Genomic DNA, 22177 nt, shown 5'->3' on the forward strand with positions numbered 1-22177 from the left:
GGCGTGCACGCTGGGTGAGTTCGACCAGGACCCTCACCCTCCTGTACAGTCTGTTCTCGCAGCGCAACGCACGCAGTGCCGATATCCGGCTCCGCCGGGCGGGCGCAGCGAAATCTGGTCCTGTGGAGCAGTTTGGAGTGCTCGCCACCCTGTCAAGGTGGAGGCCGCGGGTTCAAATCCCGTCAGGACCGCGATCGAGGCCCGCATCCGGAAACGGATGCGGGCCTTCTGCTTGTTCGCCACCCGCCCGAGGCGGGTGGCGCTGTGCTTCTTGACGGCGTCACATTCCGTCGGTACCCAGAAAGCAGGGCCCGTTCCCCCTCGTACGGCCCCTGGAGGTGGCGTATGGCGGCATCGGTCAGGCACGAGACGCGGGCGCTGCTCCGGGCGCATCTGTCGGCCGCCTCGCCCTACCGACATCTGACGCGCCACTGCCCCATCTGTCGTCACCTGCTGCGGCTGGCGATGGCCACCGGCTCCAGTACGCCCGAGACGACCGAGGAAGCCGTCGGGGACGAGAGCCCCTCCACGGCGTGATCCACTCCGGCGGCCGACCCCCGCCGGCTCCAACACCCGCTCCACCGTGGGACGCTGGAACGCACGCCTCCTCTAGCGCACCGGGGCCGAAGCCAACAAGCACCCCGACATGTGACGGGTGTCACCGCATGAGTTTTTGAAACGGCGGTACTTACAACCCACCTACAACGGGTCAATTTAATATGTGCAATTGCACGGCCTTCGGAGGGTGTCCGCAGAGGATCCGACACCCCTCCCCAGACTCCGACAAGCCCGCTCACAGGGCCCCCACGCCCAGGTGACCAGCACACAAAAAAGATCGCGCTGGACCCGGCGGAGTCCAGCGCGATCTACGACGCACCCTGTATCGCTTGCCTAGAAACTTCTGATCGGCCTGGGCGAGGGCCCTGTTGGGGCAGGTCCCGCGTCGCTTGAAGCTAGGGGTTCGGGCGTTTCGGCCGGTTGGGGGACCGCCGCATTACCCGGTTATGCAGTTGTTCGGGCCTCTGTTCAGGCCTCGCTGCGCTGCTGCGGGATGCCCGCGAGCAGAGCGCGGACCTCAGCCTCGCGGTAGCGGCGGTGCCCGCCGAGCGTACGGATCGAAGTGAGCTTGCCGGCCTTCGCCCACCGCGTGACCGTCTTGGGGTCGACGCGGAACATCGTGGCGACCTCAGCCGGGGTCAGCAGCGGCTCGGCATCAGGGGTGCGAGCGGTCATGAGCGGCCTCCTCGGGAGAACCGAACCTTCTCGGTTCTTTCCTCTAAATTCTGCACCTTGACCCGCGTTGCCCGAAATGGTGGACGCGGGTCGAGTCGGTTATAGGACGAACGGCTTGTCCTCGGCACTACAACTACACCATCTGTCCAGCCGCGTCGGCCAAACCGATGGAATTGCCATCCCAGGTAGTCATCAGCCGCGGAAGCCGATGGACCATGCCATAGCGGACAGTCACGCCACTGTGACGATCAGTCACAGCGGCGATCAGGAGTCACGAGACCCCCCAAAGCGTGCAATGCAGAGATTCCGGCCAGAATGGAGCACAGTTGGACGGATGGAGTCTCCCCGGACTCCTTGTCCTATTTTGGCATGAGGGAGGGCAAGCGGCGCAAGGTCCGCGTAAGTGCGCTCCATCACCCTTGACGCAAAAGCCCGGATCAGGACCAACATCCCGTCAAGTGACCTAAACGCCATGACGGTACGCTGTTAGACGACTCCTCAGCTGTGATTCAGGTCACACGCGTCACGCTGGCTGCCTGTGGTCCACCCGCGTGACACCGTCAGTTCGCCGAACGCCGGTCCCGCACCGTCCGCCAGCGGTCCACGAGCCGCCCGTACGCCGCGCCCGCGGCGAGCCCGTCGCCCCGGCGCAGCGCGTCGATGCCCTCCGCGACGTCGGCCGCCGAGTGATCGCCCTCCAGCTCGTCGGCCGGCACCACGTGCACCAGGCCTCCGTAGTCCAACTCCACGAGGGATCGCGGATGGAACTCCTCCAGCCAGCGCCCCACATCCACCAGGCCGTCGATCAGCGGCCCTTCCTCGATGGAGTCCCTGAGCGTGCGCAGCGCCCGCGCCACCCGCCGTCTGGCCTGCACCATGGGCGTCCGGTAGCGCAGCAGGGGGGCCTCCTCGGCACTCCCCTTGGCGTACTCCCGCTCCTCGTCGGACACCAGCACGAACCAGTTCAGCGGCACCTGCCAGGTGGCGGTGCGGATCCAGGGGCGGGCGTCCGGGTTGCGGGCGAGCCAGCGCTCGTAGTCCTGGCCGGCCTGGCGGCGCACGACCGGGGGCAGTACGGCGTCCAGGACCGGCGGCGGGAGCTCGTCGGCGAGTCCGCCCAGGGCCTGCCAGCCGCGCAGCCGGGTGCGCCAGGGACAGACACAGACCACCCCGTCGACGTCCAGCACGAACGCGTCCGCGCTCTCCTGGACCGGCACCACGACCGGCGGGGTGGGCAGCAAGTCGGCCAGGGAGCGGCGGAGTTCGTCTTGGTAGGAGGGGTGTTCGGGGCGGCGGGCGTAGCGCGCCCAGTGACCGCGCTCCGACTCCGGGAAGGCGGCCAGCGGCTCGTACACGCGCAGGTACGTCGCGTAGGGCACGATCACCGAGGACACCTTGGGCACGCCTGCTCCCTCCCCATCGGACCCGGCTCGAAACCCGTACGGGCCTCGTGGGTGACGTGCCCGGCCGAGCGGGAAACCACTGCAAATCGTGCCACGCGAATACGTGCGCCGAAGCCCCGCGGGGGTGATCCTGAACACTGCGCGGATGGTGGGCGGGCACAGGCTCTACGCTCATGCCACGGCACCCGCCACCCGCACGGGAGCTGGTCACCACCCGCCGCTACTTACTCAGGAGTCACCACAGTGACCGACGTAACCGGCGCACCTGCTGATGTCCTGCACACCCTGTTCCACTCGGACCAGGGGGGCCATGAGCAGGTTGTGCTCTGCCAGGACCGCGCCAGCGGCCTCAAGGCCGTGATCGCCATCCATTCCACCGCTCTGGGCCCCGCGCTCGGCGGTACGCGCTTCTACCCTTACGCGACCGAGGCCGAGGCCGTTGCCGACGCCCTCAACCTGGCGCGCGGCATGTCGTACAAGAACGCCATGGCCGGCCTGGACCACGGCGGCGGCAAGGCCGTGATCATCGGGGATCCGGAGCGCGACAAGACCGAGGAGCTGCTGCTCGCCTACGGGCGAATGGTGGCCTCGCTCGGCGGCCGCTACGTCACCGCCTGCGACGTCGGTACCTACGTCGTGGACATGGACGTCGTGGCCCGCGAGTGCCGCTGGACCACCGGCCGCTCGCCCGAGAACGGCGGCGCGGGCGACTCCTCCGTCCTCACCGCGTTCGGCGTCTACCAGGGCATGCGCGCCTCCGCCCAGCACCTGTGGGGCGACCCCTCGCTGCGCGGCCGCCGGGTCGGCATCGCCGGCGTCGGCAAGGTCGGGCACCACCTGGTCCGGCACCTGCGGGACGAGGGCGCCGAGGTCGTGATCACGGACGTGCGCGAGGACGCCGTACGACGGATCCTCGACCAGCACCCCGAGGGTGTGACGGCGGTCGCCGACACCGACGCGCTGATCCGGGTGGAGGGGCTCGACATCTACGCCCCCTGCGCGCTCGGCGGGGCCCTGAACGACGACTCGGTGCCGGTGCTCACGGCCAAGGTCGTGTGCGGCGCCGCCAACAACCAGCTCGCCCACCCGGGCGTGGAGAAGGACCTCGCCGACCGCGGGATCCTCTACGCACCGGACTACGTGGTCAACGCCGGCGGTGTCATCCAGGTCGCCGACGAGCTGCACGGGTTCGACTTCGAGCGGTGCCGGGCGAAGGCGGCGAAGATCTTCGACACCACGCTCGCGATCTTCGCACGTGCGAAGGAAGACGGGATCCCGCCGGCCGCCGCGGCCGACCGGATCGCCGAGCAGCGGATGCACGAGGCGGCCGCGGCACGCGGACGCTGAGGTTCCGTGGGGTTTGCCGGTACCCGTCGGCGGACAGTTGGAGAGAACTCTCACGTTCGTCGGCGGGTCGGCCGCCAATAAGTGGTTAAAATCGCGGTTGACCAGCGGGGACGGGGCGCCCCGCGGGTTCTGGGCCGAGGCACGTCATGCGGGCGACGTACCGTATGGGCGCGGGCTCAGGTACCGTGGAAGCCCTACGGACCGGTCTCTCTCCAGAGAGTCCGTTCCAGATCATGAACGCGTGTCAAGACTCTGGGGCCGTCGAGCCCCGTCACCGAGGGGGTCGAGCCATGGGGCGCGGCCGGGCCAAGGCCAAGCAGACGAAGGTCGCCCGCCAGCTGAAGTACAACAGCGGCGGGACTGACCTGTCGCGTCTGGCCAGCGAGCTGGGCGCTTCGACTTCGAGCCAGCCGCCGAACGGCGAGCCGTTCGAGGACGACGACGAGGAAGACGACCCGTACGCCCAGTACGCGGATCTCTACAACGACGACGATGAGGACGACGAGGACGACCAGTCCGGTCCCACGTCGCATCGTCGCGGCGCTTGACGTAGCGCGTTTCGCGGTTTCGCGGTTTCGTAGCGACTGCACTTCATCCGGTCCGGGGCCTCAGCGCCGGACCGGGTTTCGTGCTGCCCACCGGGGCCACAAGGCCTTGGGCCCTGACGCTCAGGCGGCAGGGCCCCTCGGGTGTCAGGCGTAGTCGCCGATCAGGGCGGCGCCGGTCTCGTGCTCGCCCCGGTCCGTGATCTCGCCCGCGACCCAGGCCTCGACCCCGCGGTCGGCCAGCGTCGCGAGCGCCGCGTCCGCCGAATCCTGCGGCACGATCGCCATCATGCCGACGCCCATGTTGAGGGTCTTCTCCAGCTCCAGGCGCTCGACGTCGCCGGTCCTGCCGACGAGGTCGAAGATCGCGCCCGGGGTCCAGGTGGAGCGGTCCACGATCGCGTGCAGGCCGTCCGGGACGACCCGGGCGAGGTTGGCGGCGAGCCCGCCGCCGGTGATGTGGCTGAAGGCGTGCACATCGGTGGTGCGGGTCAGCGCCAGGCAGTCCAGCGAGTAGATCTTGGTGGGCTCCAGGAGCTCCTCGCCGAGCGAGCGGCCGAGCTCCTCGAAGTGCGCGTCCAGCGACAGCCCGGCCCGGTTCAGCAGGACATGCCGGACCAGGGAGTACCCGTTCGAGTGAAGCCCGGAGGACGCCATGGCGATCACCGCGTCACCCGTACGGATACGATCCGCGCCGAGCAGCCGGTCGGCCTCCACGACGCCCGTACCGGCGCCGGCGACGTCGAAGTCGTCCTCGCCCAGCAGACCCGGGTGCTCGGCCGTCTCGCCGCCGACCAGGGCGCAGCCGGCCAGCACACAGCCCTCCGCGATGCCCTTCACGATGGCGGCCACGCGCTCGGGGTGGACCTTGCCGACGCAGATGTAGTCGGTCATGAACAGCGGCTCGGCGCCGCACACCACGATGTCGTCCATGACCATGGCGACCAGGTCGTGGCCGATCGAGTCGTACACGCCCATCTGGCGCGCGATGTCGACCTTGGTGCCCACGCCGTCCGTGGCGGAGGCGAGCAGCGGACGCTCGTAGCGCTTGAGGGCGGAGGCGTCGAAGAGGCCGGCGAAGCCGCCGAGGCCGCCGAGGACCTCGGGGCGCTGCGTCTTCTTCACCCACTCCTTCATCAGCTCGACTGCGCGGTCGCCCGCCTCGATGTCGACTCCGGCAGCCGCGTAGGAAGCACCGGTGGAACGGGTCTCAGACATTGCCTGGGATCTTTCGGGTTGGTTTCTACGGGGCTTACGGGCGACGGATCGCGTCGGCCGCGGCCGTGGCTGCGGGCCCTGCGGCCAGCTCGGTCTCCAGGAGCTGCTTGCCGAGCAGCTCGGGGTCCGGGAGCTCCATCGGGTACTCGCCGTCGAAGCAGGCGCGGCACAGGTTCGGCTTGGCGATGGTGGTCGCCTCGATCATGCCGTCGATGGAGATGTAGGCCAGGGAGTCGGCGCCGAGCGAGGTGCCGATCTCGTCGATCGTCATGCCGTTGGCGATGAGCTCGGCGCGGGTGGCGAAGTCGATGCCGAAGAAGCAGGGCCACTTCACGGGCGGCGAGGAGATCCGGATGTGGACCTCGGCGGCGCCCGCCTCGCGGAGCATGCGCACGAGGGCCCGCTGGGTGTTGCCGCGCACGATGGAGTCGTCGACGACGACCAGGCGCTTGCCCTTGATGACTTCCTTGAGCGGGTTCAGCTTCAGGCGGATGCCGAGCTGCCGGATGGTCTGCGAGGGCTGGATGAAGGTCCGGCCGACGTACGCGTTCTTGACCAGGCCGGCGCCGAACGGGATGCCCGAGGCCTCGGCGTAGCCGATGGCGGCCGGGGTGCCGGACTCCGGTGTCGCTATCACCAGGTCGGCCTCGACGGGGGCCTCCTTGGCCAGGCGGCGGCCCATCTCGACGCGGGAGAGGTAGACGTTCCGGCCCGCGATGTCGGTGTCCGGGCGGGCCAGGTACACGTATTCGAAGACGCAGCCCTTGGGCTTCGCTTCCGCGAATCGAGAGGTACGCAGGCCGTTCTCGTCGATGGCGATGAACTCGCCCGGCTCGATCTCGCGGACGAAGCTGGCGCCGCAGATGTCGAGGGCGGCGGACTCGGAGGCGACGACCCAGCCGCGCTCCAGGCGGCCGAGGACCAGCGGGCGGATGCCCTGCGGGTCACGGGCCGCGTAGAGGGTGTGCTCGTCCATGAAGACGAGCGAGAAGGCGCCCTTGACCTGCGGGAGGATCGCGTGCGCGCCCTCCTCGATGGTCAGCGGCTTGCCGTCCTCGTCGACCTGGGCCGCGAGGAGCGCGGTGAGCAGGTCGGTGTCGTTGGTGGCCGCGACCCGGGTGGAGCGGCCGTTGGTGTCCTTGGGCAGCGCGGCGACCATCTCGGCGAGCTGCGCCGTGTTCACCAGGTTGCCGTTGTGGCCGAGCGCGATGGAACCGTGCGCGGTGGCACGGAACGTCGGCTGGGCGTTCTCCCACACGGAGGCTCCGGTGGTCGAGTAGCGGGCGTGTCCGACCGCGATATGACCCTGGAGCGAACCGAGAGAGGTTTCGTCGAAGACCTGGGACACGAGGCCCATGTCCTTGAAGACGAGGATCTGGGAGCCGTTGCTGACCGCGATTCCCGCGGATTCCTGACCCCGATGCTGGAGGGCGTAGAGCCCGAAGTACGTGAGCTTTGCGACCTCTTCACCCGGAGCCCAGACACCGAAGACGCCACACGCGTCCTGGGGGCCTTTCTCGCCGGGGAGCAGATCGTGATTGAGTCGACCGTCACCACGTGCCACGGCACCGAGTGTAGGCGAGATCGACCACTGGTCCGAATTGGTGAGTGCCCCGGCCCGCGCGGCCCTCGGCGCTCAGCCGGCCGCGACGGCGGCTACTCGTTCGCCGTTTTTGCTGGTCAGCGTGAGGGTGCGGGAATCCAGCCGGTAGCTGACCACTCCGTCGAAGAGCCGGAGCAGGCTCTTTTCCGCGTGCATGAGTGAGGCGTCGCACACCATTCGGGTGGTGGCGGCCCTGCCCAGCGTGATACGTGCGTCGCGCACCGTGGCATCGGCGGTGACGTGATTGCAGCCCAGGCTGCCGGTCACTTTGCCCGTCCTCTTGTCGAAGGTGAGGTGGGCCCGGCCCTTGGCACGTGGTGTCGTGACGATCCACTCGGTGCCGTACAGAGGGGCGTCCTCCTCCTTGCTGAGCCGGACGCGGTCGCCGGTGGCGGTGGTCAGGGTGAGCTTGTCGCCCTTGACCGCGGTGGTGAGCGGGCCCCCGGCGAGGGCCTGGGCGAGGGTGCGTTCGAAGGCCATGGGCCGCGACGCGCAGGCCATCTCGGTGGCCGAGGTGTCGCTGAGCCGGACGCGGTCGCCGTCGAAGGAGGCTCGCGCGCCGAAGAGGTTGCAGCCGTAGTTGCCCTGGGCCCTGCCCCGGTCGTCGATCTCCAGCCGGGCACCGGCCGGGGCGCGCTGGGTGACGCCGTCCACGGTGAGGCTGTCCACGGCCCAGCCCACGCCGGTGACCTGCTGCCGGACCGCTGCGGATCCACCGCCGGCGCTCCCGCTGCCCGCGGAGCCACCGCCGACGTTCGCGCTGCCGCCGGTCTTGGCGCCGCAGGCGGCCACGAGCGGGACGAGGGCCGCGGCGGCCGTCAGGACCATGCGCTGCGTGTGCCTGTACATGCCGATTCGACGGGCTTGCGCGGCGGGCGGTTCCCCTGGGGGCGGCGCGGCCCGTGGGCCACGGTCAGGACACGTCGGCCCGCTCCCGCTACGACATCACCGGCAGCAGCCCGCCGAGGTCCGACCGCTCCCCGCTCGCGCTGACCTGTGCCGCCTTCAGGGCGTCCGGCCAGGCGAGGCGTCCGGTGGCGAGCCGGATCCAGGTGAGCGGGTCGGTCTCGACGACGTTGGGCGGGGTGCCGCGGGTGTGCCGGGGCCCCTCGACGCACTGCACGACGGCGTACGGCGGGATCCGCACCTCGGTGGAACCGCCGGGCGCCTTCTCGGCGAGCGCGTCGGCGAGGAGCCGGGTGGCCGCGGCGAGGGCCTGCCGGTCGTGGGGCACGTCCAGGCCCGGCACGGCGGCGTTGAGGTCGTCGGTGTGGACGACGAGTTCGACGGTGCGGGTGACGAGGTAGTCGTCGAGCGGCAGGGAGCCCGCGCTGGTGTCGAGGAGCCGGGAGCCGGGGTGCTCGTCGAGGAGCAGGCCGAGGCTCCGGTCGATGTCGGCGAGGTAGGCGTCGAGATCGGGGTGCTCCTCGGCGAGGTGCCGGGTGAAGTCCGCGATGGCGGCGGAGTTGGCGGCGGTGGCGAAGGGCCACTGGACCACGGTGACGTCCTGCCGGGCCGGGGCCGGCAGTTCGAGGGACCGGTGGACGGCGGTGACCGCCATCCCGATGTGCGCGATCAGGTCCCGTACGGTCCACTCGCCCAGCCGTGTGGGGAGGGCGAGCTGCTCGGGGCCGAGGCCACGGACGGCTTCGCGCACGTTGTCGAGCTGGGCGAACACCGCCCCGCGGATCTTGGCGGGGTCGTAGGTACGGGCGCGCTTCCTGGCCGTGGGCATGACGGCGACCCTATGCCTTCACGGCGTAGTCCTTCAGGCCCTTTTCGACCAGGTCGAAGGCCTTGCGGACGCGTTCGGGCGCGTCGGCGGCGACCTGGTCGGGGCTCTCGCCCTCGTCGATGCGGCGGTGGTGCTCCTCGACGAGGGCGTTGCGGGCGGCGCTGAGCGTGGCGGCGGCGACCGTGGCCACCATCAGGTCACCGGTCTCGGCCGCCAGCACGTCGGCCAGCTCCCGGGTGCCCTTCTGTACGGCGAGGAAGACGCGCTCCATCAGGACCGGCGTCTCCAGGACGAGCCGGCGCACCTGCCGGGTGAAGGGTTCGGGGTTGAGGCCGATGGAGGGGTCCCTCGTCTCGACCAGTTCCAGGAACTGGCGGCGTACGGCGTCGACGGCGGACTCGCCCGGCTGCCGCTCGCGCACCGCGCGGGCCGCGTCGCCGAAGTGCTCCTCCATCGGCCGGAAGACCAGGTCCTCCTTGGTACCGAAGTAGTTGAAGACGGTCATCTTCGAGACCTCGGAGGCGTCGGCGATCTCCTGCACGGAGACGGCGTCGAAACCCCGCTCGGCGAAGAGCCCGACCGCGACCTGGTAGATCCGCATCGCCGTCTGCAGCTTCTTGCGCTCGCGCAGCCCCATCGCCTCAGCCATGCAACCACCTTACCAAGATGAAGTTTAAGCCGAGCTCAGATTTGAGCCGGGATGAAATCTAATCCCAGCCAATACATTGACTCAGTACACAAAAAGGCTGCATGGTGGTGCCCATGACCGAGACCCAGCGCAAAATCAGCTTCCTCGTCTGCCTCGTGACGATCGTCCTGGCCGTCCTGGACATGCAGATCGTGTCCGCCGCCACCGTGCCGATCGTCCGCGACCTGGACCCCGGCCACGGCATCGACAAGATCCCCTGGCTGGTCAGCGCCTTTTCGCTGGCGTCGGCCGCGATGCTCCCGCTGTACGGAAGGCTGTGCGACGTCCTCGGTGCCAAGCGGGTGTTCCTCGGCGCCCTCGGCACCTTCCTGGCGGGCTCGGCGCTCTGCGGCGCGGCCCAGTCGATCGGCCAGCTCATCGCGTCCCGGGCTGTGCAGGGCATCGGGGCGGGCGGTCTGATGAGCGTCACGATGGTGGTGATCGCCCAGCTCAAGGGGCCGGAGGAGAAGAAGGGCAAGGGCGCCGGGACGGGCGGGATGGTGGCCGGCGGCGGCATGGCGGTCGGCCCGTGGCTCGGCGGGGTGCTCGCCGACCACGCGAGCTGGCGCTGGGCCTTCTACATGAACCTGCCACTCGGTCTCGCCGCCCTCGCCGCGGCCGTCGTGGTCCTCAAGCTGCCCCAGCAGGCCCGAAGCCGCTCGATCGACTTCACCGGCGCGGCCCTCGCGGCCGCCTTCTCCACCACCCTCCTGCTCGTCACCGAGTGGGGCGGCAAGCAGTACGCCTGGTCGTCCCCGCAGATCATGGGGCTCGCCCTGGCCTGCGCCGGCACGCTCGCCCTGTTCCTGCGGCGCCAGTTCACCACCGCCGAACCGATCCTGCCGCCCACCCTGTTCCGGGTCCCGGAACTGCGCCTGGGCTTCGCGATCCAGGGTCTGATGGGCGCGGCCATGGTCGGCGCCATGTACTACGTGCTGGTCTACCTCCAGGTGGCCCGCGGCATCACCAGCTCCTCGGCGGGGCTCTTCCTCCTCCCGATGGCCCTCGGCATCGCCGTCGTCGGCGTCGGCACCGGCCACCTCGCCGAACGCGGCTGGTCCGAGCGGACCTTCGTGATCAGCGGGTCGGCCGTCTCCCTGGCCGCCTTCCTGCTCCTCGCCACCACCACCGGCAACACCTCCCTGTCGCAGCTGCGCGCCGAACTGCTGCTCGTCGGCATCGGCTTCGGCCAGCTGCTCGGCCAGCTGGTCCAGCTGGTCCAGAACGCCGCCCCGCGCGAACAGCTGGGCGTCGCCACCACCGGCGTCCGCTTCTTCCAGACCCTCGGCACCGCCCTCGGCGTCGCCCTCTTCGGCAGCCTGCTCACCCGCCTGTACGACGGCCCCGGCGACGTCGGCGCCCTCGCCTCGCTGCGGGGCGCGGCGCACACGGCCGGCGTCGAGGCGTACGTCTCGGCGATGGACACGGTGTACCTGTGCGGTGCCGGTGTGATGGCGCTGTGCCTGCTGCTCGCCCTGCGCCTGCCGAGGCCCCGGCCCGCCCTGGCGGAGCCGGTACGGGAGACGGTGCCGGCCTGAGCCCGAGCAGGCCGAAGGCCCCGCCCGTCGAAACGGGCGGGGCCTTCGCGGTGTGCGGGAACTAGGCCAGCAGCGCCGGGATGGTCGCCTCGTGGGCCTCGCGCAGTTCCGTCAGGGAGAGCGCGAACTCGCCCTGGACCTCCACCGCGTCGCCGTCGACGACACCGATGCGGGTGGCCGGGAGGCCGCGCGCACCGCACATGTCGTTGAAGCGGACCTCTTCCGAGCGCGGCACGGCGACGACCGCGCGGCCCGCCGACTCGGACAGCAGGAAGGTGAACGCGTCGAGCCCGTCCGGTACGACCAGCCGCGCACCCTTGCCGCCGAGCAGGGCCGACTCGACGACCGCCTGGATCAGACCGCCGTCGGACAGGTCGTGCGCGGAGTCGATCATGCCGTCGCGGGAGGCGGAGATCAGGATCTCGCCGAGCAGCCGCTCGCGCTCCAGGTCGACCTTCGGGGGCAGGCCGCCGAGGTGGTCGTGGACGACCTGGGACCAGGCCGAGCCGCCGAACTCCTCACGGGTGTCGCCGAGGAGGTAGAGCAGCTGCCCCTCCTCCTGGAAGGCGACCGGCGTGCGGCGCGCCACGTCGTCGATGACGCCGAGGACCGCAACGACCGGAGTCGGGTGGATGGCCACCTCGCCCGTCTGGTTGTAGAGCGAGACGTTGCCGCCGGTCACCGGGGTGCCCAGCTGCTGGCAGGCGTCGGCCAGACCGCGCACGGCCTCGGCGAACTGCCACATGACGGCCGGGTCCTCGGGCGAGCCGAAGTTCAGGCAGTCGGAGACGGCCAGCGGCTTGGCACCGGTGGTGGCCACATTGCGGTAGGCCTCGGCGAGGGCCAGCTGGGCGCCCGCGTACGGGTCGAGCTTGGCGTACCGGCCGTTGCCGTCCGTGGCGATCGCGACGCCGAGGCCGGTCTCCTCGTCGACGCGGATCATGCCGGAGTCCTCGGGCTGGGCGAGGACGGTGTTGCCCTGCACGAAGTGGTCGTACTGCGAGGTGATCCACTTCTTGGAGGCCTGGTTGGGCGAGCCCACCAGCTTCAGGACCTGGTCCTTCAGCTCCGCGGCGGTCGCCGGGCGCGGCAGCTTGTTCGCGTCGTCCGCCTGGAGCTCGTCCTGCCAGGACGGGCGGGCGTACGGGCGCTCGTACACCGGGCCCTCGTGGGCCACGGTCCGCGGGTCGACGTCGACGATCTTGCCGCCGTGCCAGTAGATCTCCAGGCGGTCGCCGTCGGTCACCTCACCGATGACGGTGGCGATGACGTCCCACTTGGCGCAGATCTCCAGGAAGCGGTCGACCTTCTCCGGCTCGACGACCGCGCACATGCGCTCCTGCGACTCGCTCATGAGGATCTCCTCGGGCGAGAGCGTGGAGTCGCGCAGCGGCACATCGTCCAGCGTGACGCGCATGCCGCCGGAGCCGTTGGAGGCGAGCTCGGAGGTGGCGCAGGACAGGCCGGCCGCGCCGAGGTCCTGGATGCCGACGACCAGCTTCTCCTTGAAGGCCTCCAGGGTGCACTCGATGAGGAGCTTCTCCTGGAAGGGGTCACCGACCTGGACGGCGGGACGCTTGGAGGGCTTGGCGTCGTCGAAGGTCTCGGAGGCGAGGATCGAGGCGCCGCCGATGCCGTCGCCGCCGGTACGGGCGCCGTACAGGACGACCTTGTTGCCCGCGCCGGACGCCTTCGCGAGGTGGATGTCCTCGTGCCGCATGACGCCGATGGCACCGGCGTTGACCAGCGGGTTGCCCTGGTAGCAGGAGTCGAAGACGACCTCGCCGCCGATGTTGGGCAGGCCCAGGCAGTTGCCGTAGCCGCCGATGCCGGCGACGACGCCCGGCAGGACGCGCTTGGTGTCGGGGTGGTCGGCGGCGCCGAAGCGCAGCGGGTCGACGACCGCGACCGGGCGGGCGCCCATCGCGATGATGTCGCGGACGATGCCGCCGACGCCGGTGGCCGCGCCCTGGTAGGGCTCGACGTACGACGGGTGGTTGTGCGACTCGACCTTGAAGGTGACCGCGTAGCCCTGGCCGACGTCCACGACACCGGCGTTCTCGCCGATGCCGACGAGCAGCGCGTCGCTCTGCGGGGCCTTCTCGCCGAACTGGCGCAGATGCACCTTCGACGACTTGTACGAGCAGTGCTCGGACCACATGACGGAGTACATGGCGAGCTCGGCACCGGTCGGGCGACGGCCCAGGATCTCGACGATCCGCTCGTACTCGTCCTTCTTCAGGCCGAGTTCGGCCCAGGGCAGCGCGACGTCGGGGGTCCCGGCCGCGTGCTCGACCGTGTCCAGAGGCGTCCGGCTCATGCGTTGACCAGCTTCTTGAGGATCGAGGTGAAGAACGGGAGGCCGTCGGTACGGCCCGTACCGATCAGCGGCTCGACGGCGTGCTCGGGGTGCGGCATGAGGCCGACGACGTTCCCGGCCTCGTTGGTGATGCCGGCGATGTCCCGCAGCGAGCCGTTCGGGTTGAAGTCCAGGTACCGGAAGGCGACCCGGCCCTCGGCCTCCAGCTTGTCGAGCGTGTACGCGTCGGCGACGTACCGGCCGTCCATGTTCTTCAGCGGGATGTGGATCTCCTGACCGGCGGTGTAGTCGCTGGTCCAGGAGGTCTCCGCGTTCTCCACCCGCAGCTTCTGGTCGCGGCAGATGAAGTGGAGGTGGTCGTTGCCGAGCATCCCGCCGGGAAGGAGGTGGGCCTCGGTGAGGATCTGGAAGCCGTTGCAGATACCGAGGACCGGAAGTCCGGCCTTCGCCTGCTCGATGACGGTCTCCATCACCGGCGAGAACCGGGAGATGGCCCCGGCCCGCAGATAGTCGCCGTAGGAGAAACCGCCGGGCAGCACCACGGCGTCGACCTGCTTGAGGTCCTTGTCCTTGTGCCAGAGGGCGACCGGTTCTGCGCCCGCGAGGCGGATCGCGCGCTGGGTGTCCCGGTCGTCGAGACTTCCCGGGAAAGTGACGACGCCAATACGAGCGGTCACTTCGCGGCCTCCGCGACTTCCTCCACCTTGACGGTGAAGTCCTCGATCACGGTGTTGGCGAGGAAGGATTCCGCAAGATCGTGGATGCGGGCGAGCGCGGCCTCGTCGACCGGCCCGTCAACTTCCAGTTCGAATCGCTTTCCCTGACGGACGTCCGAGATGCCTTCGAATCCCAGCCGCGGCAGTGCGCGCTGCACCGCCTGGCCCTGGGGGTCGAGGATCTCCGGCTTGAGCATGACGTCGACTACGACGCGTGCCACTGGCACTCCCGGTGTGTGGTGCTGAGCAGGTCCCTTCAGACTACCTGCACAAAATTTCTACGCGGGTAGAGTTGTAGGAAACTACGTGATGGGCATCACGATCAGGTGTCGAGCAGGGGACCTGGCGAAAAAATCTGGGAAAGTTCGGTGATCCGTCCGTGGCACCTATTGCGCCCGGACACGCGGAAGGATTTAGTCGGGCTTCACATTGCAATGCCGGGCACTGTACAAATGAATTGGCAATAGCCGATACTTTGCCCAATAACAGGCGGACAGTCGACATCTCCGCCGTAACGCCGTGGCGTCTTGGCACGTCATCGCAAGACGGGGTGTCGCACGAAGGGACCGATATTCGTGGCGCAGAAGGTCGTGGTCACGCTCTTTGACGACATCGACGGCTCGGAAGCGGCGGAAACGATCGCCTTCGGACTCGACGGCAAGTCGTACGAGATCGACCTGAATCAAGCCAATGCCAAGAAACTGCGCAAGGCCCTGGAGCCCTACGTGGCGGCCGGCCGCAAGCGGGCGAAGTCGGGCAAGGCGTACCGCCAGACGGAGGTCGCACCCGACCCCGCCGCCGTCCGCGCCTGGGCGCAGGCGAACAAGATGGACGTGCCCGCACGCGGCCGCATCCCCAAGAAGGTCTACGAGGCTTTCAGCGCGGCACAGTGACGCCCGCGAGGGGTGGTCCTCAGGGTCCGTCACCGGGCCCTGAGGACAGCCGACTTGGCCGCCGCGAGCGGCCGGCGGCGGCGCCGCGGGCAACCGACTTGCGCTACCCCCCTGCTGATCAGCTAATGTCTGGAGCACGCCGAGGGGCGAGGCCGAAGGGCCGAGACCCACGGAGTACATGCGGGTGTAGTTCAGTAGCAGAACATCCCCCTTCCAGGGGGAAGGCGCAGTGTGCAATTCCTGTCACCCGCTCTGGCACCACTACCGCCACAAGCACGCTTGTGGATCAGGTAGGCTGGTGCTCGCACCGATCGGTGGGAGCCGATCGGGAGCAGTGCGGACGTAGCTCAGTTGGTAGAGCGCAACCTTGCCAAGGTTGAGGTCGCGAGTTCGAGCCTCGTCGTCCGCTCCAGGGAAGCCCCGGTCAACGCGACCGGGGTTTTTTCGTTCCCGTACGCGTCTGACATTTGTCATGCCGAGTGATGACAGCGCGCACTGCTGCCCGGCCCGGGGCGCCGGGACGCTTGAGCCATGAACATCGACGAGCACGAGCACGTGATCGAGGTCACCGACCTCCGGCGTGTCTACGGGGGCGGGTTCGAGGCGGTGCGCGGCATCGGTTTCTCCGTGACCCGCGGGGAGGTCTTCGCGCTGCTGGGCACCAACGGCGCCGGAAAGACGTCGACGGTCGAACTGCTGGAGGGGCTCGCGCCTCCGTCCGGCGGCCGGGTGCGGGTCCTCGGCCACGACCCGTTCCTGGAGCGGGCCGCCGTACGCCCACGCACCGGCGTGATGCTTCAGGAGGGCGGATTCCCCTCGGACCTGACCGTTTCGGAGACCGCCCGGATGTGGGCGGGATGCACCACCGGCGCCCGTCCCGAGGCCGAAGCCCTCGGCCTGGTCGGGCTGGGCGGGAAGAGCCAGGTGCGGGTCAAGCAGCTGTCCGGCGGGGAGCGGCGGCGCCTGGACCTGGCGCTCGCGCTGCTCGGCGAGCCCGAGGTGCTCTTCCTGGACGAGCCGACGACCGGGCTCGACGTCGAAGGGCGCCGGGACACCTGGGAGTTGGTACGGGCGCTGCGCGACGCGGGCACCACCGTGCTGCTGACCACGCACTACCTGGAGGAGGCGGAGGGCCTCGCCGACCGTCTCGCGATCCTGCACGAGGGGCGCATCGCCACGTCCGGGACCCCCGCCGAGGTGACCGCGGGCCGACCGTCCCGGATCTCCTTCGAACTGCCCGCGGGGTACTTCCTCGGCGACCTGCCGCCGCTCGCCGAACTGGGGGTGTGCGGGCACGAGCTCGACGGCAGGGTCGTACGGCTGCGCACCCGGGAACTCCAGCGGACCGCCACCCGGGTGCTGGCCTGGGCCGAGCGGGCCGGGGTCGAGCTGCGCCGGCTGGAGGTGCGCTCGGCCTCGCTGGAGGAGGCGTTCCTCGGGATCGCACAGGAGCAGGAGGTCGGGGCATGAGCGGGGGCACCGTCACCTGGGCACCGGCGGGCCGCCGACTGCGCGCGCTGACCCGCGCCGAGCTCACCCTCCTCGGCCGCAACCGCGGTGTCGTGTTCGTCGCACTCGTCGTACCGCTCTCGCTGCCGTTCAGCGTGCGGCCGGCCATCGACCAGTTGGACCTGAAGAAGGAGGGGCTGACCGCCGGCGCGGTGATGATGACGGCCGCGGTCGGCTTCTCCTTCCTCTTCGCCGTCTACACCTCCCTGGTCAACGCCTACGTCGCCCGCCGCGAGGAACTCGTCCTCAAGCGGCTGCGCACCGGCGAGCTCTCCGACGCCGAGATCCTCACCGGCACGGCCCTGCCCGCCGTCGTTCTCGGCCTCACCCAGGCCCTGCTGCTGTGCGCGGGCTGCGCGGTGCTGCTGCACGCCGGGGTGCCCAAGGCGCCGTATCTGATGCTGCTCGGGCTGGTCTCGGGACTCGTGCTGAGTGCCGCGCTGGCCGCGCTCACCGCGTCCTTCACCCGGACCACCGAGAGTTCGCAGGTCACCGCGGTCCCGGTGGTGTTCCTGTCCATGATGGGCTCCGGCATCGCGATCCCCGCCGAGGTCCTGCCCGACCGGATCGCCTCCGTCTGCGAACTGCTTCCGCTGTCCCCGGCGATCCGGCTCGTCAGCGCCGGCTGGTCCGGCCGGCTGAGCGCGCAGGAGGTGCTGATGACGGTCGCGACCGCGCTGGCCTGGACCGTCGTGGCGGTGTTTGCTGTACGGCGGTGGTTCCGGTGGGAACCGCGGCGCTGAGTATCGGGGAGCACATCGTGGGGCGGATACGGCGGTTGCATCAGCGTCACTGGCGGGAGCGCAGCAAGGCGGAGCGCGTCGAGCTGCAGAGCGTGGTCAGCTGGTACGCCACCATCTGGGTGCTTCCGCTCAGCTGGCTGATGCTGCCGCTCATGAGCGGGCTCGACCGGCGGCCCGTGCCGATGGTGCTCGGCGGTCTGCTGGTCGCCGTGGACCTGCTGCAGTGCGCGGTCGCGGGCCGGCTGATGCGGCCCGCGCTCGACCACTACCTGGGGCGCGCCGAGCTGCCGCCCCGCTCCCAGCGCGCCGCCGCCGTCCTGCTCGGCCTGGCGCTCGCCCTGATCACGGCGCTCGCCGCGGTCGACGGGACCGATCCGTTCACGGCCCGGCTGGCGATCGCGGCGGTGCTCGTGCCGTTCGGGCTGCCGTACGCGCTCACCGTGTCCGTCCCGGTGTTCCTGCGCCGGTCCGCGGTCCTCACGGCGCTGGTCGTGGGCGCCCTCTCGATCGTGCGCCTGGACGGTCTCGGTGTGCTCGCCACGACGGTGGTGTGCTGCTTCGCCACCGGCTTCGCGCTGACGGCCGCGCGCTGTGGCGCCTGGACCCTGTCCGTGCTCTGGGAGGCGGAACGCGCCCGCGAGATGGAGGCCCGGCTCGCCGTCGCCGAGGAGCGGCTGCGGTTCGGGCGGGATCTGCACGACGTCCTGGGGCGGAACCTGTCCGTGATCGCCCTCAAGAGCGAGCTGGCCGTGCAACTGGCCCGGCGGGGGCGGCCGGAGGCGGTGGAGCAGATGATCGAGGTGCAGCGCATCGCACAGGAGTCGCAGCGGGAGGTGCGCGATGTCGTACGGGGCTATCGGGAGGCCGACCTCGATGTCGAACTCGTCGGCGCGCAAGGCGTGTTGACGGCGGCCGGGATCGACTGCGAGATCACCGGTGCCGCCGACGGGCTGCCCGCCGACGTGCAGTCCGCGCTCGGCTGGGTGGTCCGGGAGGCCACCACCAACGTGCTGCGGCACGGGGACGCCGGGCGATGCGCCGTGAGTCTGCGGGTGCTGGAGGGGCGCGTGGTGCTGACGGTGGAGAACGACGGAGTGTCCGCGGCCCCCGACGGGGGTGGGGGTTCCGGACTCGCGGGGCTGCGGGAGCGACTGGCCGTGCTGGACGGGACCCTGACGGCGGGTGCCGTCGGACAGGACGGGTTCCGGCTGGTGGCCGAGGTGCCCGTGACGAGTGTGAGCGGAGTTGCCTCATGAGTTCCCCGGTACGGCTGTTGCTCGCCGACGACGAGCATCTGATCCGCGGGGCGCTGGCCGCGCTGCTCTCCCTGGAGGACGACCTCGTCGTGGTCGCCGAGGCGGCCACCGGCCCCGAGGCGCTCGCGATGGCGCGGGCGCACCGGCCCGACGTGGCGGTCCTGGATCTCCAGATGCCCGGCGCCGACGGTGTGAAGGTCGCCACATCCCTGCGGGCCGAACTGCCCGGCTGCCAGGTGCTGATCGTCACCGGCCACGGACGGCCCGGACACCTCAAACGGGCCCTTGCGGCGGGTGTGCGGGGGTTCGTCCCCAAGACGGTCAGCGCGCGGCGGCTCGCGGAGATCATCCGTACCGTGCACTCCGGAAACCGCTACGTCGACCCGGAGTTGGCCGCCGACGCGATCTCGGCCGGCGACTCGCCGCTCACCGCCCGCGAGGCGGAGGTCCTGGAGCTGGCAGCCGACGGGGCGCCGGTGGCGGAGATCGCCGAGCGGGCCGCGCTGTCACCGGGAACCGTGCGGAACTACCTCTCGTCCGCCGTCACGAAACTCGGGGCGGACAACCGGCACGCGGCAGTGCGTCTCGCCCGGGAGCGAGGTTGGGTATAGTTGCTCTCGCGCAACGGCGCAATGCGGACGTAGCTCAGTTGGTAGAGCGCAACCTTGCCAAGGTTGAGGTCGCGAGTTCGAGCCTCGTCGTCCGCTCCAGTGAAAAGCCCCCGGCCGCGGCCGGGGGCTTTTGCGTTGCCCCGCGCTTCGGGACTCGCACGTTGCCCCCGGATCTCTCCGGAGGCTCGCGCGTCACGGCCGGGCTACGCCCAGCTCGACCCCGTCAGACGCTCGTACGCCTCCACGTACTTCGCCCGGGTCGCCTCGACCACGCGCTCGGGCAGCGCGGGCGGGGGCTGCTCGCTCCCCCGGTCCCAGCCGGACTCGGCGGAGGTCAGCCAGTCGCGCACGAACTGCTTGTCGTACGACGGCTGCGCGCGGCCCGGCTGCCACTGGTCGGCCGGCCAGAAGCGGGAGGAGTCCGGAGTGAGGACCTCGTCGGCCAGGACCAGGGTGTCGCCGTCGAAGCCGAACTCGAACTTGGTGTCGGCCAGGATGATCCCCCGGTCGCGGGCGATGTCCCGGGCACGGGAGTACACGGCGAGCGTGGCCTGGCGCAGCTGGGCGGCGGTCTCCGCGCCGACCTGACGGGCCACTTCCTCGTACGACACGTTCTCGTCGTGCTCGCCGACCTCGGCCTTGGTGGCCGGGGTGAAGATCGGGCCGGGCAGCTCGGAGCCGTCCACCAGGCCCTCGGGCAGGGCGAGGCCGCACACGGTCCGGGACTCGTTGTACTCGACGAGGCCCGAGCCGGTGAGGTAGCCGCGGGCCACGCACTCCACCGGGATCATCTTCAGGGACTTGCAGACCAGCGTGCGGCCGGCCCAGTCGGCGGGGGCGCCCTCGGGCAGCTCGGTGCTGATCACATGGCTGGGCGCCAGGTCGCGCAGCCGGTCGAACCACCACAGCGAGAGCTGCGTGAGGACACGGCCCTTGTCGGGGATCTCGGTGGGCAGGACCCAGTCGTAGGCGGAGATGCGGTCGCTGGCGACCATCACGAGGTCGCCCGCCTCGTTCTCGTACAGCTCGCGCACCTTGCCGGTGTGCAGGTGCACCAGGCCCGGAACCTGAGTCGGCTCGGGCTTTTCTACGAATCCGGACACGGTTCCTCCCCGGAGTTCTGTCCAATGGCTCGATTGTCCCGTATCGGACATGGACCACCGACAGGGGGTCAGTCACGCTTGCAGATGCGGTCCAACAGGTTCGCGGTGGCGCGCTGGATCCGGGTGTCCACATGCCCCGGGCGGTCCAGCGCCGGGGACCAGGCGAAGGTCCCGGAGGCGAACACCAGGGCGCCCGAGGGGGCGCGGTAGAGCGAGGTCTCCTGGTGGCGCAGGGCGCCGTCGCTGTCGGTGTAGGGGGAGTGGGCCAGCAGGACGCGGTCCTCGTGCTCGGGCAGCGGGGTGCGCGGGAAGTAGCGGTCGGCCTCGCCGGCCACCAGGCCCTCGATCTCGTCGCCCTCGTGCGCGCCGGTCGCCTCCCACAGCCAGTGGCCCGCCTTGCGGACCACCAGCGGGTGCGGCTCGGGGACGCGGCCCGCGTACTGGATGCCGACCAACTGCTGTTCGGGGCGGTCGATCTCGCGCCAGAGCACCGGCTTGCCCGGGCCCTTGCGTTTGCGGCAGGTGAGCAAGCGGTCGGGGACGCCGGACGGGGCGGGAGCGAGCTCCACCTGCCAGTACATGGTGTTGGCGGAGAGGAAGACCAGCGAGGTGCCGTTCTCCCGGGCGAGCTCGACGGTGCGGCGCATCTGCGACGACCAGTACTCGTCGTGGCCGGGGAAGACCAGGCCCCGGTAGCGGGTCGGGTCGACGCGGCCGGCGTGCAGATCGCGGGCGTCGGCGTAGGCGAGGTCGTAGCCGTAGCGCTCGGCCCAGCGGATGAAGTCGTAGGCGTGGCCGACGTGCAGGGGCAGGCCCGCGCCCGCGTACGGGCGGTCGAAGGAGACCGTGGTCGCGGCGTCGGCCTCGCCGAGCAGGCGGCCCCGGTCGTCCCAGGCGTGGTAGAGGCTGGCGCCGGTGTGGCCGTCCTCGGGGTAGAGGTTGTAGGCCTGCCAGGTGATGTCGGGGAGCAGCAGGAGCAGGTCCGCGGGGTGGTTGTCGCGGATCGTGAACGGCACGTGGGAGCGGTATCCGTCGACGGTGGTCAGGACGGCCACATAGGCGCCGATGCTCCAGTACGAGGGGACCTGCAGCCGCCAGGACAGCCACCAGTGGTGGCAGGAGACGGTGCGGTCGGCGGCCAGCGGCGCGGGCTGGACGATGCCGGAGAGGCGGGGGCTGGTGGTGATCTTGCTGGCGCCGTCGCCGCCGTAGTGGCCGATCCGGTAGATGTCCACGCTGAACTGCTGGGGCGGGTCGACGGTGATGTGGAAGTCGACGGCCTCGCCGGGCGCGACCGCGCCGGTGGAGGTGAAGCCCTTGATCTGGCGGTGCACGTCGTCGGCGGCGCGGGGGCCGCCGGAGGCGCGTGGCGCGGGCACGCGGGGGTTCTCGCCGGTGGGCTGCTGCCGGCTCGGATCCACGTACCAGGGGACGACATGGCCCGTGTCGTCGAAGTAGGTCTCGCTTCCGCGCAGCCAGGGGACCGGGCCCTGGCCGAAGGGGTCCGTGACGGCGTGCGCGAGTGCTCCCGACTCCCAGCGTCGGATCTGCTCCGATCCCATGGTCGCTCCCCTCCCTCGGGCCCCCGTGATGTGTGCAGTGACGTTCGTGCGGTGCCGTGTGTTCGTGTGGTCCCGTGTGTCTCGTGCGTGCGGTGTCGATGGGCACGGCCGGGGCGGTTGTCGTGCTCCTGTCGTATGTCGCAAGCCCTTGCCA

21 protein-coding genes and 4 tRNA genes are annotated in these 22177 nt (G+C 70.3%); 13 read left to right on the forward strand and 12 right to left on the reverse strand.

The genetic code is table 11. The features are described 5' to 3' along the window. The first annotated feature begins 116 nt into the window (after positions 1–116). Together ACWGKT_RS32165 and ACWGKT_RS32170 are read left to right on the forward strand one after the other, a co-directional pair. Positions 117–191 (forward strand) — tRNA-Asp (locus tag ACWGKT_RS32165). A 154-nt stretch (positions 192–345) separates the two neighbouring features. Beyond that, entirely contained in the window at positions 346–537 is a 192-nt protein-coding gene (locus tag ACWGKT_RS32170) for a DUF6274 family protein (protein WP_356155724.1), read from the forward strand. A gap of 489 nt (positions 538–1026) precedes the next feature. Here ACWGKT_RS32170 and bldC read toward each other — a convergent pair whose 3' ends face one another. Both bldC and ACWGKT_RS32180 read right to left on the reverse strand, forming a co-directional pair. After that, positions 1027–1233 carry a developmental transcriptional regulator BldC gene (gene bldC, locus ACWGKT_RS32175; protein WP_003949541.1) on the reverse strand — a complete coding sequence of 69 codons (207 nt, stop codon included), beginning with the start codon at positions 1231–1233 and terminating at the stop codon, positions 1027–1029. 560 nt (positions 1234–1793) lie between these two features. Continuing rightward, positions 1794–2636, reverse strand: coding sequence for a hypothetical protein (locus ACWGKT_RS32180; protein WP_453276441.1), 843 nt, complete (start codon positions 2634–2636; stop codon positions 1794–1796). A gap of 243 nt (positions 2637–2879) precedes the next feature. On the opposite strand from ACWGKT_RS32180, the gene ACWGKT_RS32185 reads away from it, so the two are divergent. Both ACWGKT_RS32185 and ACWGKT_RS32190 read left to right on the forward strand, forming a co-directional pair. Beyond that, positions 2880–3983 (forward strand): Leu/Phe/Val dehydrogenase, encoded by a 1104-nt coding sequence (locus ACWGKT_RS32185; RefSeq protein ID WP_453276442.1) that lies wholly within the window; start codon positions 2880–2882, stop codon positions 3981–3983. Positions 3984–4273: 290 nt separating this feature from the next. Further along, entirely contained in the window at positions 4274–4531 is a 258-nt protein-coding gene (locus ACWGKT_RS32190; RefSeq protein ID WP_356155732.1) for a DUF3073 domain-containing protein, read from the forward strand. Positions 4532–4675: 144 nt separating this feature from the next. On the opposite strand, the gene purM is transcribed toward ACWGKT_RS32190, so the two are convergent. From purM to ACWGKT_RS32215, 5 genes are all read right to left on the reverse strand, one after another. Beyond that, on the reverse strand, positions 4676–5746 hold the full coding sequence (purM, locus tag ACWGKT_RS32195; protein WP_453276443.1) for a phosphoribosylformylglycinamidine cyclo-ligase: 1071 nt from the start codon (positions 5744–5746) through the stop codon (positions 4676–4678). Between the two features lie 34 nt (positions 5747–5780). After that, a complete protein-coding gene (purF, locus tag ACWGKT_RS32200; protein ID WP_356155738.1) occupies positions 5781–7310 on the reverse strand; it encodes an amidophosphoribosyltransferase in 1530 nt (509 codons plus the stop codon). Positions 7311–7382: 72 nt separating this feature from the next. Further along, positions 7383–8198 carry an META domain-containing protein gene (locus ACWGKT_RS32205; RefSeq protein ID WP_453276444.1) on the reverse strand — a complete coding sequence of 272 codons (816 nt, stop codon included), beginning with the start codon at positions 8196–8198 and terminating at the stop codon, positions 7383–7385. Between the two features lie 88 nt (positions 8199–8286). Continuing rightward, positions 8287–9084, reverse strand: coding sequence for a sterol carrier family protein (locus tag ACWGKT_RS32210; protein WP_453276445.1), 798 nt, complete (start codon positions 9082–9084; stop codon positions 8287–8289). A gap of 10 nt (positions 9085–9094) precedes the next feature. Then, positions 9095–9733 carry a TetR/AcrR family transcriptional regulator gene (locus ACWGKT_RS32215; RefSeq protein WP_356155746.1) on the reverse strand — a complete coding sequence of 213 codons (639 nt, stop codon included), beginning with the start codon at positions 9731–9733 and terminating at the stop codon, positions 9095–9097. A 113-nt stretch (positions 9734–9846) separates the two neighbouring features. Here ACWGKT_RS32215 and ACWGKT_RS32220 point away from each other — a divergent pair, with 113 nt between their 5' ends. Then, on the forward strand, positions 9847–11310 hold the full coding sequence (locus ACWGKT_RS32220; RefSeq protein ID WP_453276446.1) for an MFS transporter: 1464 nt from the start codon (positions 9847–9849) through the stop codon (positions 11308–11310). 61 nt (positions 11311–11371) lie between these two features. Here the strand turns inward: ACWGKT_RS32220 and purL are convergent, their stop codons facing one another. From purL to purS, 3 genes are read right to left on the reverse strand one after another with little or no spacing between them, the layout of a single operon-like run. Continuing rightward, complete coding sequence (gene purL / locus ACWGKT_RS32225) at positions 11372–13630, reverse strand: phosphoribosylformylglycinamidine synthase subunit PurL (protein ID WP_356155751.1); 2259 nt, start codon at positions 13628–13630, stop codon at positions 11372–11374. Then, positions 13627–14307, reverse strand: a complete 681-nt coding sequence (gene purQ, locus ACWGKT_RS32230) for a phosphoribosylformylglycinamidine synthase subunit PurQ (RefSeq protein ID WP_235457577.1) — start codon at positions 14305–14307, stop codon at positions 13627–13629. Before purQ ends, purL begins: the two co-directional genes overlap by 4 nt. After that, positions 14304–14567, reverse strand: a complete 264-nt coding sequence (gene purS, locus ACWGKT_RS32235; RefSeq protein WP_015659417.1) for a phosphoribosylformylglycinamidine synthase subunit PurS — start codon at positions 14565–14567, stop codon at positions 14304–14306. The genes purQ and purS overlap by 4 nt, the downstream gene beginning before the upstream one ends. A 354-nt stretch (positions 14568–14921) precedes the next feature. On the opposite strand from purS, the gene ACWGKT_RS32240 reads away from it, so the two are divergent. The 8 genes from ACWGKT_RS32240 (at position 14922) to ACWGKT_RS32275 (ending at position 19457) form a co-directional block, all read left to right on the forward strand. Next, positions 14922–15239, forward strand: a complete 318-nt coding sequence (locus ACWGKT_RS32240; protein ID WP_235457578.1) for a histone-like nucleoid-structuring protein Lsr2 — start codon at positions 14922–14924, stop codon at positions 15237–15239. A 180-nt stretch (positions 15240–15419) separates the two neighbouring features. Next, a tRNA-Gly gene (locus ACWGKT_RS32245) sits at positions 15420–15491 on the forward strand. Positions 15492–15575: 84 nt separating this feature from the next. Then, a tRNA-Gly gene (locus tag ACWGKT_RS32250) sits at positions 15576–15651 on the forward strand. A 119-nt stretch (positions 15652–15770) separates the two neighbouring features. After that, positions 15771–16709 carry an ABC transporter ATP-binding protein gene (locus ACWGKT_RS32255; protein WP_453276447.1) on the forward strand — a complete coding sequence of 313 codons (939 nt, stop codon included), beginning with the start codon at positions 15771–15773 and terminating at the stop codon, positions 16707–16709. After that, the gene (locus ACWGKT_RS32260) at positions 16706–17491 is read left to right on the forward strand and encodes an ABC transporter permease (RefSeq protein ID WP_453276448.1); all 786 of its coding nucleotides are present in this window, start codon (positions 16706–16708) and stop codon (positions 17489–17491) included. Before ACWGKT_RS32255 ends, ACWGKT_RS32260 begins: the two co-directional genes overlap by 4 nt. 14 nt (positions 17492–17505) lie before the next feature. After that, complete coding sequence (locus ACWGKT_RS32265; RefSeq protein ID WP_453276472.1) at positions 17506–18747, forward strand: sensor histidine kinase; 1242 nt, start codon at positions 17506–17508, stop codon at positions 18745–18747. Further along, on the forward strand, positions 18744–19358 hold the full coding sequence (locus tag ACWGKT_RS32270) for a response regulator transcription factor (protein WP_356154075.1): 615 nt from the start codon (positions 18744–18746) through the stop codon (positions 19356–19358). The genes ACWGKT_RS32265 and ACWGKT_RS32270 overlap by 4 nt, the downstream gene beginning before the upstream one ends. Before the next feature lie 23 nt (positions 19359–19381). Continuing rightward, positions 19382–19457 (forward strand) — tRNA-Gly (locus ACWGKT_RS32275). 104 nt (positions 19458–19561) lie between these two features. Here ACWGKT_RS32275 and ACWGKT_RS32280 read toward each other — a convergent pair. Together ACWGKT_RS32280 and ACWGKT_RS32285 are read right to left on the reverse strand one after the other, a co-directional pair. Then, positions 19562–20461 carry a phosphoribosylaminoimidazolesuccinocarboxamide synthase gene (locus ACWGKT_RS32280; protein ID WP_453276449.1) on the reverse strand — a complete coding sequence of 300 codons (900 nt, stop codon included), beginning with the start codon at positions 20459–20461 and terminating at the stop codon, positions 19562–19564. Between the two features lie 68 nt (positions 20462–20529). Next, the gene (locus tag ACWGKT_RS32285; RefSeq protein ID WP_235457586.1) at positions 20530–22023 is read right to left on the reverse strand and encodes a N,N-dimethylformamidase beta subunit family domain-containing protein; all 1494 of its coding nucleotides are present in this window, start codon (positions 22021–22023) and stop codon (positions 20530–20532) included. Between the last annotated feature and the right edge of the window lie 154 nt (positions 22024–22177).

The sequence above is a fragment of the Streptomyces sp. NPDC054794 genome (genome assembly GCF_053611585.1).